11 protein-coding genes and 3 tRNA genes are annotated in these 14075 nt (G+C 73.8%); 6 read left to right on the top strand and 8 right to left on the bottom strand.

All coding sequences use genetic code 11. The features are described from left to right. Nucleotides 1-37 precede the first annotated feature (37 nt). Entirely contained in the window at nucleotides 38-1471 is a 1434-nt protein-coding gene (locus ABZ495_RS26770; RefSeq protein ID WP_359802936.1) for an FGGY family carbohydrate kinase, read from the bottom strand. A gap of 108 nt (nucleotides 1472-1579) precedes the next feature. Next, nucleotides 1580-1873: a hypothetical protein gene (locus ABZ495_RS26765; RefSeq protein ID WP_359838476.1), complete on the bottom strand. Its 294-nt coding sequence runs from the start codon at nucleotides 1871-1873 to the stop codon at nucleotides 1580-1582. Between the two features lie 248 nt (nucleotides 1874-2121). On the opposite strand from ABZ495_RS26765, the gene ABZ495_RS26760 reads away from it, so the two are divergent. Then, nucleotides 2122-2194 (top strand) — tRNA-Asn (locus tag ABZ495_RS26760). A gap of 61 nt (nucleotides 2195-2255) precedes the next feature. Further along, a tRNA-Asn gene (locus ABZ495_RS26755) sits at nucleotides 2256-2328 on the top strand. Nucleotides 2329-2452: 124 nt separating this feature from the next. Here ABZ495_RS26755 and ABZ495_RS26750 read toward each other — a convergent pair. Continuing rightward, complete coding sequence (locus ABZ495_RS26750; RefSeq protein ID WP_359802934.1) at nucleotides 2453-3196, bottom strand: trypsin-like peptidase domain-containing protein; 744 nt, start codon at nucleotides 3194-3196, stop codon at nucleotides 2453-2455. A 103-nt stretch (nucleotides 3197-3299) separates the two neighbouring features. Continuing rightward, nucleotides 3300-4142: a hypothetical protein gene (locus ABZ495_RS26745; RefSeq protein WP_359838474.1), complete on the bottom strand. Its 843-nt coding sequence runs from the start codon at nucleotides 4140-4142 to the stop codon at nucleotides 3300-3302. A 192-nt stretch (nucleotides 4143-4334) separates the two neighbouring features. Between ABZ495_RS26745 and ABZ495_RS26740 the strand changes: the two genes are divergently transcribed. Next, nucleotides 4335-4408: transfer RNA gene (locus ABZ495_RS26740), tRNA-Ile, on the top strand. A 2620-nt stretch (nucleotides 4409-7028) separates the two neighbouring features. Beyond that, on the top strand, nucleotides 7029-7964 hold the full coding sequence (locus tag ABZ495_RS26735; protein ID WP_359838472.1) for a pyridoxal-phosphate dependent enzyme: 936 nt from the start codon (nucleotides 7029-7031) through the stop codon (nucleotides 7962-7964). A 114-nt stretch (nucleotides 7965-8078) separates the two neighbouring features. On the opposite strand, the gene ABZ495_RS26730 is transcribed toward ABZ495_RS26735, so the two are convergent. After that, entirely contained in the window at nucleotides 8079-9620 is a 1542-nt protein-coding gene (locus ABZ495_RS26730) for an LCP family protein (RefSeq protein ID WP_359838470.1), read from the bottom strand. A gap of 171 nt (nucleotides 9621-9791) precedes the next feature. Continuing rightward, nucleotides 9792-10256: a MarR family transcriptional regulator gene (locus ABZ495_RS26725; protein WP_329487507.1), complete on the bottom strand. Its 465-nt coding sequence runs from the start codon at nucleotides 10254-10256 to the stop codon at nucleotides 9792-9794. A 127-nt stretch (nucleotides 10257-10383) separates the two neighbouring features. Here ABZ495_RS26725 and ABZ495_RS26720 point away from each other — a divergent pair, with 127 nt between their 5' ends. Next, entirely contained in the window at nucleotides 10384-11409 is a 1026-nt protein-coding gene (locus ABZ495_RS26720; RefSeq protein ID WP_359838468.1) for an NADP-dependent oxidoreductase, read from the top strand. Nucleotides 11410-11764: 355 nt separating this feature from the next. Beyond that, complete coding sequence (locus ABZ495_RS26715) at nucleotides 11765-12259, top strand: DUF3145 domain-containing protein (protein ID WP_329487504.1); 495 nt, start codon at nucleotides 11765-11767, stop codon at nucleotides 12257-12259. Between the two features lie 127 nt (nucleotides 12260-12386). Here ABZ495_RS26715 and fabF read toward each other — a convergent pair whose 3' ends face one another. Beyond that, entirely contained in the window at nucleotides 12387-13652 is a 1266-nt protein-coding gene (gene fabF / locus ABZ495_RS26710) for a beta-ketoacyl-ACP synthase II (RefSeq protein ID WP_359802926.1), read from the bottom strand. 140 nt (nucleotides 13653-13792) lie between these two features. Then, complete coding sequence (locus tag ABZ495_RS26705) at nucleotides 13793-14035, bottom strand: acyl carrier protein (RefSeq protein ID WP_329487501.1); 243 nt, start codon at nucleotides 14033-14035, stop codon at nucleotides 13793-13795. Nucleotides 14036-14075: the final 40 nt, after the last annotated feature.

Here is a 14075-nt window from a genome sequence, read left to right as displayed (position 1 = left end):
GGCGCGGCACGCCGGCTCCCGGGGGCCGCCGGGCGGATCAGGCGGCCGTCTCCGGGTGGATCTGCTCGCGGGCGGCGCGGTACTGCTGACGGACCGCCGAGCCGACCGGCAGGTCCTGCTCGGCGTCCGGCGTGACGGTGACGGCCTCCGGAAGCTCCCAGCGCGGCGGTTCGGGGGTGCCGGCCAGCGCCCAGGCGGCCTGCCGGGCCGCGCCGCGCGCCGCGTGGGCGCCCGGCGGCGGCACCACGACCGGGATGCCGAACAGCTGCGGGGCGATCTGTCGCACGGCCGGCAGCCGCCCGGTGGCGCCCAGCAGGAAGACCCGCTTCACCCCGACGCCCTGGGCGCGCAGCACGTCCAGCGCGTCCGCGATGTTGCAGAGCATGCCCTCGACGGCGGCCCGGGCCAGGTGCTCGGGGGTCATCGACTCGGCCCGGAGCCCGGTCAGGGTGCCGGCCGCGTGGGGCAGCGCGGGCGTCCGCTCGCCGTCCAGGTAGGGCAGCAGCACCAGGCCGTACGCCCCGGGGGAGGAGCGCAGGGCCAGGTCGCTGAGGCCGTCCAGGTCGCAGCCGAGCATCGCCGCCGTGGAGCGGAGCACCTGGGCGGCGTTCAGGGTGGCGACCATCGGCAGGTGGCGGCCGGTGGCGTCGGCGAAGGAGGAGACCAGCCCGGTGGCGTCCACCACGGCCTGCTCGTTCACCGCGAAGATCGTCCCGGAGCTGCCCAGCGAGACCACCGCGTCGCCGGGCCGCAGGCCCAGCCCGAGCGCGGCGGCCATGTTGTCGCCGGTGCCGGCCGAGATCAGCAGGCCCTCGGGGGTGTGCCCGGCGGGTTCGGCGGGGCCGAGCACGTCGGGCAGCCTCAGCTCGTGGCCGAGCGCGAGCTCCACCAGGTCCTGCCGGTACTCACCGGTGATCGGCGACCAGTAGCCGGTGCCGGAGGCGTCGCCCCGGTCGGTGGTGCGCCGCTTGGGGTGGCCGAGCAGTTGCCAGACCAGCCAGTCGTGCGGCAGCAGCACCTCGGCCACCCGGCGGGCGTTGGCCGGTTCGAACTCGGCCAGCCAGCGCAGCTTGGCGATGGTGTACATCGGGCCGGGGACGGCCCCGATCGCCGCTGTCCAGGCCGCTGGGCCGCCGAGCGCGTCCAGCAGCGCGGCGGCGGCGCCGCTGGAGCGCGGGTCGTTCCAGAGGATCGCGGGGCGGACCAGGACGCCGCCCGCGTCCAGGCCGATCATGCCGTGCTGCTGCGCGCTGACGCCGATCGCCCGGACGCCCTCCAGCAGACCACCGGCGGCGGCGTCCCCCAGCGAGTGCAGCCAGACCTGCGGGTCGGCCTCGCCGGCCCGCAGGTCGGCCGCCTGCGGCACGGGGTGCGGCGCCTTGCCGGACCGCAGCACCGCGCCGGTCTCGCTGTCGCACGCGACGATCCGGGTGCGACCGGTCGAGCTGTCTATCCCCGCGACGATGGCCATGTCGAGATCATGCCTCAGCGCACGTCCGGACGCTGCCAGGCCCGGTAAGTGTTGCTCGTTCGGTACCGCTCCGGAGCCGTCCCGGCCGCCCCGCCCGTCACCGCCCGGTCACGGGCGGAAGGTACCCCAGCTGTCGTCCTCGACCCGGGTGCGGTTGAAGTACGACACCCGGTCGGTGACGGCGTTCGGCAGCTTGTCGCCGACCTTGTCGGCGACGGCACCCGCCGCCTTCCCGGCCACCGCGCCGGCCTGCTGCTTGGCCTTGTCGGCCGCGCCCTGCACCTTGGGGTTGCGGGCCACCTGCCGGGTGGCCTTGGCGATCTGTTCGTACCGCTGGCGCCCGGCCCGCGAGCCCAGGATGTAGCCCGCCGCGAGTCCCACGGTCAACGACAGCTTCCACATGATCGGATTCCACCCTCTCCTGGCGGCCATTGCCGCAATGCTCTACCCGTTCAGCGGGGCGGCGAACCGTCCGCGCTCCTCAGCATCCCCGGGTGCCGCGCCGGGCGCGCGCGGGGCACGCCGGGCAGGGGGTCCGCCGGGGCGGCCGGGGAAAGCGATTGGCGGACCACCCCCCCGAGTGCGCTAATGTATGTCCCGCAGCGAGCGCCGAGGAGCCCGGGGAACCGGGGGCCGAAGCGGAAGCTCGATCCCCCATAGCTCAATTGGCAGAGCAGCCGACTGTTAATCGGCAGGTTATTGGTTCGAGTCCAATTGGGGGAGCTCAGGTGGCGGGCCTTCGGGTCGGCCGTCCTGGCCGTGGTGCGACTGTGGTCCACCGCGATCCCGCATAGCTCAATTGGCAGAGCAGCCGGCTGTTAACCGGCAGGTTTTTGGTTCGAGTCCAAATGCGGGAGCTTCACCGGGCCCGCCCGGTGAGTGCTCAGAGCGAAGGCCCCCCGGTCACCGGGGGGCCTTCGTGTTTCCGCGACCCGACCTGACCCGACCGGGCCGGATCGGGCCGGATCGGGGCAGTCGGGGTCAGGCGGTGGCTTGCCGGTACAGCTCGGCGACCCGCTCGTCGAAGGTGACGCTGTACGAGGTGCCGGGCGTCTCGCCGCCCTCCTGGTAGCCGCCGATCACGCCGACCACCGCGCCGGTCGTGGTGACCCAGGGGCTCCCGCTGGTGCCGTCGGTGTAGCCGCCGCAGTCGAAGCGCTCCTGGGTCGGACTCTGTGAGCGGGTATGTGCCGAACAGGTGATCGGTTCATCGCTTCCATTGGGATAACCGGTCACCGAGACGGCGAGGCCGAAGCCCTGGCCGGTGCCGAGCGGGTTGCCGCCGACCGCGTCCTCGACGTCCCGCCCGCCCGCCGCCCGCAGGGTGACGAAGGCCACGTCGTACTCGGGGTCGTCGTCGGAGGCCCAACGCGGATCCACCGTGATCGACTCGACCGGCCAACTCCCGTACGGCGAGTACCCGTTGCGATAGCCGGGGGTGAACACCAGGCCGTCCAGCAGGCCGATCCGGCGGCTCTGCACGCAGTGCGCGGCGGTCACCAGCAGATTGCGCCCGGGGCTCTGCACCACGCTCGCCGTACAGGCCCGCGGGCCCTGCGGGGTCCGCACCGAGAGGGTGCCGATCCGGTCGCCCACCGGGCTCCGCGGCGCCACCTCGGCGGTCGGCGCCCGGTCGCTCCCGCCGCAGGCGGCGCCGGCCAGCAGCAGGGCCGCCAGGGCGGCCGCCTGGGCCGCGCGCGCGGGCCGTACCGGGCGGGAGTCCATCGGGGCTCCGTCTCGTCCTCGGGGCGGGCCCTGCCGGTCCTGCGGTCCGCCGTTCGTGAGGAAGATCTACCAGGCCGGGCGCGGCGACGCCAGCCCGGCCCGGTCAGCCCGTGGCCCGGTCGTAGAGGGCCCGCACGCGGTCGCCGAAGTAGCAGCTGTACGAGGTGTCGGGGCTGTCGCCGCCCTCCTGGTAGCCGCCGATCACGCCGACCACGGTCCCGGTCCGGGTGTCCGGGTCGAAATCCGTCACCCAGGGGCTGCCGCTGGTGCCGCCGGTCCAGTCCGGGCAGTCGATCCGCAGCTGGGAGGGGCTCTGTTCGGAGGTGGTGTTGCTACAGGTGATCGGGACGTCGCTGGTGCCGGGGTAGCCGGTCACCTTCACCGGCAGCCGGTGGCCGCGGTCGATGCCCAGCCGGTTGGCGCCGAGCACCTGCTGCACCTGCCGGCCGCCCTGCGGCTGGACCACGGCGAAGGCGACGTCCACGTCCGGGTCGGCGCCGTCCTTCCAGGCCTGGTCGACGGTGACGGCCAGCAGGGGCCAGACGCCGCTCGGCGTCTCGCCGTCCCGGTAGCCGGGGACGAAGACCAGGTCGCCGCGCTGACCGAGCTTCGGGTCCCAGACGCAGTGCGCGGCGGTGACGATCAGGTTCAGCCCGGCGCTGTCGACCACGCTGGCGGTGCAGAAGTGGTCGCCGTCCGCGTTGCGCGTGAAGACGGCGCCGACCAGGCCGTTGAGCACGGTGGGCTTGGCGGTGCGGGTGACGCCGGTGTGCCGGGCGAGCGCGCCGCGCAGCCGCTCGCTGCTCCAGCCGTGGCTGTCCGCGGGGGCCGTGGCCGGGTGGGAGCTCACCGTCGGGGTGGCGCCGCCGGGGCCCGCCGCCGTGGTGCAGCCCGCCGCCAGGACCGCCAGCGCGGCGCCGGCCGCCGCCAGCTCACGTACCGTCATCCGCCCAGGCTCCCGGGGCTGCCAAGGGCCCGCCAGCGGGGCTGCTCCGGCCGGGGAGGCGTGAGTGGCCGGGCGCACCCATGTGCGCCCCCGGCGCGCACCACGGGTGATCGACCGGCTATGCTGCCCGGGACGGCCTTCCGGGGCCGTCTGCTGCTGCCGTGACCGGGTCACCGGCGCGCGCGGCGAACCGGGGCGGTAGCTCAGCCGGTTAGAGCAGGGGACTCATAATCCCTTGGTCGTGGGTTCGAGTCCCACCCGCCCCACCTTTCGCCCGGACGACCGGGCTTGACCAGGTGTGGTCATCTGCACGAACTCTAGTGACCGGCGACGGCGGCGACTGTACCGACAGGCCGGGAATCACCCGAATAGGGCCGCTTCGAAGCCACGTTGACGCCCCCGGGCGGCCGCCGCGCCCGTTCCCCGCCTTCGTGGCGCTCGCCGCCTTCGCGTTCCTCCCCGGCTTCCGCGGTAAGTACCGGCCCACGGGGCGGGTCCGCCGGGCACGGTGGCGGCCCCGCACAAAGGTGTGGGGCCGCCAGTACCCGGTGACGTCCCCACGCCTTGGACGCGGCGTCGGCGGCTCAGCCGAGCTTGGCCGGCTGGACGGTCAGGCCGCCGTGGCCGTCGGGCGTGAGGACGGAGACCGCCAGCTCGGGGTGCTTGCCGCCGGCCGTCAAGGCCCTGAGGTCCGCGAGCACCGGCGAGGCGTCGTCGACGTAGAAACGCAGCGGCGTCGGCGACGCGGCGGCGAACTTCACCACCTCCTCGGCACTGCGGCGGGTGAGCGACCAGGCCCACGGCTCCCAGGCACTGCCCTGGTTCCGGTTCAGCACGCTGAGCCAGAGGTTGTCCTCCGCCGAGCCCCAGTCCCCGTCGTCCTCGTTCCAGGCACGGGTGCCGGCGAGTGAGACCGCGATCCGGCCGTCCTGCGGGTGGCTGGCCTCGATCACGGCGATCCGTTGGGCGATCGCCGGCTGGGCGTCCTCGCCGCGCAGCAGTGCGCGGCCGGGGCTGCCCGACCAGCCCGGCAGTTCACTGCCGGGGCCGGCGTTGCTCAGGACGGCGAAGCCCAGGCAGCCGGTGGCCGTCAGCAGGGCCACCCCGGTGCGGAGCCGGTCCGCCCGGGGCCGGCGCGCTCCCGGCACCGTCCGCTCGCTGCGGCCGGCGAGCACCCGGCGGCCGAGCAGCGGCAGCAGGGCTGCGCCGAAGCAGATCACCCCGACCACCATCAGCTGGTGGATCATCTTCTCGTAGAAGTAGGAGGTCGAGCCGACCGTGACCAGCTGGTACTCCATCACTCCGAAGCAGAGTGCCGAGACCGCGGCGAGCGTGAGCAGGGCGACCCGGCGCGGCCTGTCGGCCAGCGAACGCCGGGTCAGCAGGGCCCCGAACGCCGAGACCACCAGCGGCATGAGCAGGTGGCGGCCGACCGGGGCTATGCCGCCGGGCAGGGTCAGCACGTCCGCCGAACCGGCCGACTTGGCGTTGACGAACGGCGGGAACAACACGAGCGCGCCCGCCACCACGGCGACGGCCAGCACGGTCGGCCAGTGCCGACGCCAGCCGCGCCAGTGCACGACCGCCCAGGCGAGCACGGTGGCGGCGGCGGCCGGCAGCAGCAGGTAGTGGCCGAAGGAGACGCCCACCGACAGGGCCCCGAGGGTGACGACCTGTTCCCGGACGCGATCCAGCGGCCGGATCGCCAGGCCGACCAGCAGGGCCAGCAACCCGAGCGCGAAGATCTCGCTCAGGAAGCCCCGGGCGTGCATCCGGGGCAGCTCGACGACCACCAGGTACACGGACGTCGGCAGGGCGAGGGCCAGGCCCCGCCAGCCGCGCAGTGCCGGGCCGGCGGCGCGCTGCACCGCCCAGAGGACGGCTGCCGTGAGGCAGGCGGTGACCATCGCGAACAGTGCCACGAAGAGCGAGATCTGGGTGAGCGCCGAGCCCCGGTCGGTGCCGCCGTGGAGGAAGCTGGTGACCACGGCCATGGTCAGGTGGCTGCCCTGCGGATAGGTGCCGAGGCCCAGCGTCACGGTCGCGGCCGCGTCGCCCTGGTGCAGGGAGGTGAGGCCGCCCAGGCGGAGGATGGTGTCGTAGAGTGCGGCGTGCCTGGCGAGGTCCTCGGCCGTGATGATGCCGGCCAGCCGCTCGACGGCGTTCCGGCGGACGACCGGGTAGAGCAGGAACGCCGAGGACGCGGCGACACAGAACAGCAGGGGGAGGTCCCGGGTGGGGACCAGCAGGCGGAGCCGGTCGCGGAGCGGGTGCCGCCGGCCGGCCGGCCGGGGGCCCTGCGCGAGCAGGACGGCGACCAGCAGGACGGCGGTGGCCTCGGCCAGCGCGACCGGGTGCAGGCCCCAGGGCCAGTAGCCGGCCAGCAGGCCGAGCGCGCAGGTCCAGCCGATCAGCACGGCGCCGGAGATCATCAGCCGGTCGAAGGCGGAGGCCCGGGAGCGGATCAGCGACGCGGCGGCGAACCAGACGAGTGCGAAGGTCACGAGGTCGGCCGAGGCCAGGTGGAGGACCGGCGGGAGCCCGAGGAGGGCGGCGGCGAACCAGAGCTGCCGGGAGTCCGGGCGGCGGCGGTCCCGCGGAACGCGGAACCGTCCACCCCCGGCGGAACCCTGTCCCGTCGTCACCGGATCCTCCACAGATCTGACGGGCGTCGCGATCGACATCTATCCCCCATGGACATGATGAAATGTTGAGAATATTGAGCAGTAAGTATGAATATCCGTGCCAGCACTAGTGTGAGCCATGGTGCGTGTGCTCAGCGCACCGGGGAGGCCCGGGCGGGCGCCCCCCGCCCCCCGGTCGGACCGCTGTCCCGTCCGGCCCGCGGCCGCGGGGGCGTCGCCGTCGGCTCCGTATCCTGGCCCGATGCTCGAACCCGCACTGCTGCCGACCCCGCTGACGGACTGCACCGACGAGGCGTTGGCGCGGGCCGGGGTGGAGCTCCGGCTCAAGCGCGACGACCTGCTGCACCCCACGGTGCCGGGCAACAAGTGGCGCAAGCTCGCACCCAACCTGGCGGCCGCCGTGGAGCAGGGGCACACCCGGCTGCTGACCTTCGGCGGTGCCTACTCGACCCATCTGCGGGCGGTGGCGGTGGCGGCCGGCGCACTCGGGCTGGAGAGCGTCGGGCTGGTGCGGGGCGAGGAACTGGCGGGCGCCCCGCGCAACTGGTCGCTGCGGGCGGCCGAGGCGGCGGGCATGCGGCTGGAGTTCCTGCCGCGGTCGGTCTACCGGGAGACGGCCGGCCGATGGGCGGCCGACACCGGGGTCGAGGCCGCTCTGCGGCGGCGCTGGGGCCCGTGCCTGGTCCTGCCGGAGGGCGGCTCCAACGCCTTGGCGGCGATCGGCGCGGCGGCCGTCCCGGCGGAGCTGCCCGACCTCGGCGCACGGGACGTGGTCTGCTGCCCGGTCGGCACCGGCGGCACCCTCGCCGGGATCGCGGCCGGACTGCCGCCCGGCGCGCGGGCGCTCGGCGTGGCGGTGCTGCGCGGCGGCGCCGGCTACCTGGAGGGCGAGGTCGCCCGGCTGCACCGGGCCGCGTACGGCCGCGAGTTCGACAACTGGCGGATCGACCACGACCACCACGGCGGCGGCTACGGCAAGGTGCCGGCCGCGCTCGCCGCCTTCGCCGAGGACTTCGAGCGGCGCCACGGGATCGCGCTGGAGCACCGCTACGTCGCCAAGCTGCTCGCCGCCCTGACGGAGCTGGCCGCCGCCGGTGCCTTCCCGGCCGGCACCCGGCTGACCGCGGTGGTCACCGGCCTGCCCGACCCGCAGCAGGGCCGGCCCTCGCCGACCTGACGGGCCCGGGACGCCCGCTGGTGCGACCACGCGTCCCCGGCCTTCCGGCGGGAGGTGTCGCCCTCGCACGGATCTCCTCCGCCCGCGCCGCGCGGACCCCGACGCCGCCGCTCCCTAGCCGAAGGTCAGGTTGGCGCAGGGGTCGGTGTCGGCCCCGCGGGCGTTCTCGGCGATGCCGGTGGGGACGCCGGTCGGGGTGCCGGTGGCGGCGGCGCCCGGTGCGGCCGTCCGGTCGGCCGCCGGCCCGGCCGGGGCACCGGGGGCACCCGCGACACCGGGGGTGCCGGGGACGGGCCCGGTGGCCGCGGTGGGGTGGTAGTCGCGGCCGAGCGTGATGACGATGCCCCCGGCGCCCGGCTCCTCGACGGACCGGGCCTGCGGGAAGACCAGCGCCAGCTGGTCGGCGGCGGTCTTGAAGGCCGGGTCGTACGCGATCTCGGTGCGCAGCCGGCTGCCGCCGGTGGCGTCCAGGGTGATGTTCTGGAAGCCCTTGGCGCGGACCGCCTCGGCGCCCTTCCCGGCCAGCCCCGGGGTGCCGACCCCGTTGACCACGGTGATCGGTACGGCCGACTGCTCGGGCGAGAGCGCGGTGGGCGAGGCGTCCGGGGCGGCGGAGGGGGCGGCCGGGTCGGCCGCCTGGCCGGTGCTCTGCCCGTCCAGGGTGCGGTCCTCGCGCAGCAGCTTCCAGAGGGTGTCCACGTCGGGGTGGACCAGCGCGACCCGTTCGCCGGAGAAGCGCCAGGGGGTGGTGACGAAGGTGATGTCGGAGAGCTTGATGCCCTGCAGCGACTGGGCGAAGTCCACCAGCTTCATCGCGGTGCCCAGGCCCTCGTCCACGGTGAGCGAGCGGGTGGCGGCGTCGGCCAGCGGGAGCAGGGTCGGCAGCGAGAAGCCGAGCCCCTGGATCTTGCTGATCATCGCGGAGAGGAAGGCCTGCTGGCGCTTCATCCGCCCGATGTCGGAGTTGTCGCCGAAGCCGTACCGCGCCCGCAGGTAGTCGACCGCGGGCTGCCCGGAGAGCTTCTGCAGCCCCTTCCTGAGCTTGATGTTGTGCGAGTTCACGTCGTTCGGGACGCAGACGTCCACGCCGTTGATCGCCTCGGTCATCGCGGCGACGCCCTTGAAGTCGACCACGATGGTGTGGTCCACCCGCAGGCCGGTGAGCGCCTCGACGGTGTTCTGCGTGCAGGCGGGGTTCCCCTGGGGGAACTCGCCTATGGTGAACGCCGAGTTGAACATCTGGTTGGTCCGGGGCTCGGTCCACCGGCCGCTGGGCAGCTTGCAGGCCGGGATGGTCACCAGCGCGTCGCGGGGGATCGAGACGCCGACGGCGTGCTTGTGGTCCGCGTACACGTGCAGCAGGATCGCGGTGTCCGAGTGGCCGACGCCCTCCTCGCCGCCGCCGAGGTCGGCGTTGCCGTCGGTGCGGGTGTCCGAGCCGAGCACCAGGACGTTGACCGGGACGGACGCGCCCGGGGTGACCGGGACGGGGGCCGGCGGCCGCTCGGTCGCGACGCCGCCCGCGTCGAAGGTGGTGATGTTGCTGTCCAGCCGGTGGTAGAACCACGCCCCGGCCCCCGCCACCGACAGCACGAGAACGGCGGCGAGGCCCACGGCGGTCTTCACGATGCGCCGCCGGCGCGAGCTGCTGCTCATCCCCCGGGCCCCCCGTCTCCTGATGTCGTCCCCGCACGCACCGGCCCATGGGCAGGCCCGTGCGAATCTCGAACGTTAGACGTTTCGGGGGAGGGTTCGGTTACAGCCGACGGGCGGCCAATTCGGCCGGATCGGCCCCGGGGCCTGTGATGCTTCTCACCCGGCCGCTTCTCACGCGCCGGGGCCGGAGGCTCCCGCCAGCATCCGGCGGAGCAGGTCGCGCAGCGCCGTCCGCTCGTCCGGGCCGAGCGCGGCCAGCGGTTCGCGGGCGAAGTTCAGTGACTCGCGCAGCTCCTCGGACGCGGCGGAGCCGGTCTCGGTGGCGGCGACGAGCTTGACCCGGCGGTCCTGCCGGTCGGCCTCCCTGGTCACGAAGCCGCGCGACTCCAGGCGGTCGACGATGCCGGTGATGTTGGAGGGCTCGCAGCTGAGCGTCTGGGCGATGTGGCGCATCGGCATCGGTCCGCGCCGCAGCAGGGCGAGGACCTTGGCCTGGGCGCCGGTGAGCGAGCGGGCGGCGGCGGCCTCCTCGTACTCGCGGTGGAAGAGCGCGACCAGATTGGCCATCAGGTCGACGACCTCACGGGTGATCTCGTCGGGCTGCGGCGTGGCGGCCCCGGTCGGCTGGGTGTCCATGGGTGACAGTCTACCTGAACAGTTGACAACCTGAACCTTTCATGTCCATCGTTACTTCAGTCGCTCAACCTTTCAGGTCGCGCGGCATCACCGGGGGACCACCCAGACACCTCAAGGAGCACCACCGATGGCAACGCAGGAAGCGCCCGCCACCGCCCGCGAATGGCACCTCGCCGCCCGCCCGCAGGGCTGGCCGGTCCCGACGGACTTCGCCCTGGTCGAGGCACCGGTCCGGACCCCGGACCCCGGCGAGATCCTGGTGCGCAACGCCTACCTCTCGGTCGACCCCTACATGCGCGGCCGGATGAACGACGTGAAGTCCTACGCCCCGCCGTTCCGGCTCGGCGCGCCGATGGACGGCGGCGCGGTCGGCTACGTGGTCGCCTCCGCGGCCGAGGGCTTCGCCCCGGGCGACGCCGTGCTGCACGGCCTGGGCTGGCGCGAGTACGCCACCCTGCCCGCCGAGCAGGCGGTGAAGGTCGACCCGGCCGCCGCACCGCTCTCCGCCTACCTCGGCGTCCTCGGCATGACCGGCCTGACCGCCTACGCGGGCCTGCTCGCGGTCGGCGGTCTCAAGGAGGGCGACCGGGTCTTCGTCTCCGGCGCGGCCGGCGCGGTGGGCTCGATCGTCGGCCAGATCGCCCGGCTCAAGGGCGCCTCGCTGGTGGTCGGCTCGGCCGGCTCGGCGGAGAAGGTCGCCCGGCTGGTCGAGGGCTTCGGCTTCGACGCCGCGTTCAACTACAAGGACGGCCCGGTCCACGAGCAGCTCGCCAAGGCCGCCCCGGAGGGCATCGACCTCTACTTCGACAACGTCGGCGGCGACCACCTGGAGGCCGCGATCGGCGCGCTCGGCGTGCACGGCCGCGCGGTGCTCTGCGGCGCGATCGCCCAGTACAACGACACCACCGCCCCGGCGGGTCCGCGCAACCTGGCGCAGGCGATCGGCAAGCGGCTGCGCCTGGAGGGCATGCTGGTGCGCGACCACGCGGCCCTCCAGCCGCAGTTCGTCGCCGAGGTCGGCGGCTGGCTGCGGGAGGGGAAGCTGCGCGAGGAGCAGACCGTGGTGGACGGCTTCGAGAACACCGCGGAGGCCTTCCTGGACCTGCTGCGCGGCGCCAACACCGGCAAGATGGTGGTCCGCCTGAACGGCTGACGCCGGATCGGCCCGTCGACCGCCCCGCCGCCCTCCCCGGGCGCGGGGCGGTTTGCGTACCGGGCGCAGGGCAGCGGGCCGCACTACCGCATTCCGGCCCGATCCGAAAGTGCGTCAGTCATGGTGCGGGACGGCGCGGTACGGTGGTCCCGCCTGACGATGGGGCCGTTCGGGGGAGAGATCCCACCGAGGGGTGGACCTCCTTGGGGATTCGATTAGCATTGAGCGAAAGCCTGTCCGTTTTGCTCAATTTAGTGGCTTAATGTCGGCTAACGTGGGTAACTGTGGATCAACTACAGGCGCGAACGCGAGGCAGCTGGGGAAGGCGACCCTCGTCCACAGCCTGGAGGTCCCGGTGACGACACGTGGAGTCCTGTACGTCCACTCCGCGCCCCGCGCGCTGTGCCCGCACGTCGAGTGGGCCGTCGCGGGGGTGCTCGGTGTGCGGGTGAGTCTGGACTGGATCCGCCAGCCGGCCGCGCCCGGGCACTGGCGGGCCGAGCTCTCCTGGCAGGGAGAGACCGGTACGGCCTCGAAGCTCGCCTCCGCGCTGCGCGGCTGGCAGTTGATGCGGTACGAAGTCACCAGCGAGCCCTGCGCCACGGCGGAGGGCGAGCGGTACAGCAGCACACCCGCGCTCGGCATCTTCCACGCCGTCACGGGCATCCACGGCGACATCCTGATCCCCGAGGACCGGCTCCGCGCCGTCCTGCTGCGGGCCCGCAGCGAGGGGGCCGACCTGGAGGCGGAGATCGCCCGGCTGCTCGGCAAGCCCTGGGACGACGAACTGGAGCCCTTCCGCTACGCCGGCGAGGGCGCTCCGGTGCGCTGGCTGCACCAGGTGGTCTGAGGCAGGGCTCCGAGCCAGGTGGTCCGAGCCAGGTGGTCCGGGCCGGAGCCGTCCGGCCCGGACCATGACGAAGGGCCGGCGCTCGTCACGAGCGCCGGCCCCTTCGTCATGGGCGTCGGAGCGGGCCTCAGACGGTGCGGAAGGCCAGCACCACGTTGTGGCCGCCGAAGCCGAACGAGTTGTTCAGCGCGGCGATCCGGCCCTCGGGCAGCTTGCGCGGCTCGTCCCGGACGATGTCCGCGTCCACGTCGTCGTCCAGCTCGTCGACGTTGATGGTCGGCGGGGCGATCCGGTTGTACAGGGCCAGTACGGTGGCGACGGTCTCGATGCCGCCGGCGCCGCCCAGCAGGTGGCCGGTCATCGACTTGGTCGCCGAGACGGCGATGTGGTCGAGGTGCTCGCCGAGCTCCTTGCGCAGCGCCTTCAGCTCGGCCGTGTCGCCCTGCGGGGTCGAGGTGGCGTGCGCGTTGACGTGCACGATCTCGGCCTTGTCGAGCGGGTTGCGCTCGAACAGGTCGGCCAGCGCACGGGCCACACCGGCACCGGTGGGCTCGGGCTGGGCGATGTGATGGGCGTCCGAGGAGAGGCCCTGACCCACCGCCTCGCAGTAGATCCGGGCGCCGCGGGCCTCGGCGTGCTCGACCGACTCCAGCACGACCACGCCCGCGCCCTCGCCGAGCACGAAGCCGTCGCGGCCCTTGTCGTACGGGCGGGAGGCGCCCTCGGGGTCGTCGTTGTTCTTGGACATCGCCATCATGTTGGCGAACGCGGCGATCGGCAGCGGGTGGATCGCGGCCTCGGTACCACCGGCCACCACGACGTCGGCGCGGCCGCTGCGGATCATCTCGATCGCGTAGCCGATCGCCTCGGCGCCGGAGGCGCAGGCGGAGACGGGGGTGTGCACACCGGCCCGGGCGCCGACCTCCAGGCCGACGTTGGCCGCCGGGGAGTTCGGCATCAGCATCGGCACGGTGTGCGGGGAGACCTTGCGGGCGCCCTTGTCCTTCAGCACGTCGTACTGGTCGAGCAGGGTGGTGACACCGCCGATGCCCGAGGCGATCACGGCGCCCAGGCGCTCCGGCGCGAGCTTGGAGGACTCGTCGGTGGCCGGCGTCTCGTAGCCGGCGTCGGCCCACGCCTCGCGGGCCGCGATCAGCGCGAACTGCGCCGAGCGGTCCAGCCGGCGGGCCAGCGGACGGGGGAGGATCTCGCCCGGCTCGACCGCGGTGCGCGCGGCGATCCGGACGGGCAGCTCGGTGGCCCACTCCTCGGTCAGGGCAGCCACTCCGGAGCGCCCGGCGACCAGGTTCTCCCAGGTGGTGGCGGCGTCGCCGCCCAGCGGCGTGAAGGCGCCGATACCCGTGACGACCACGGTACGGTTTTCAGCGGTCACTGGATCTTCTTCTCTCACGTTTGTGCGGGGGCGGCGGCGAGCCGTGGATGGCCCGGCCGGGCGCCCGGTGGGGCGTCCCGGCCGGCGTGTCGGCCGCCTGCTGGAGGCGGCCGACGTCAGGCGTCGAACGAGTCGAACGCTCAGGCGTTGGCGAGGATGTAGTCCACCGCGTCGCCGACGGTCTTCAGGTTCTTGACCTCGTCGTCCGGGATCTTCACGTCGAAGCGCTCCTCGGCGGCCACGACGACCTCGACCATGGAGAGCGAGTCGACGTCCAGGTCATCGGTGAAGGACTTGTCGACCTCGACGTCCTCGGTCGGGATGCCGGCGATCTCGTTGACGATCTCAGCGAGACCTTCCAGGACCTCGTCCTTGGTAGCCATACTGGCTGCTCCTCTTCGGTGTTGAATGCGCCGCCCGGCG

Source organism: Kitasatospora sp. NPDC005748 (assembly GCF_040630735.1).
GTDB lineage: Bacteria > Actinomycetota > Actinomycetes > Streptomycetales > Streptomycetaceae > Kitasatospora.
This window is presented reverse-complemented; position numbering and strand designations above follow the sequence as displayed.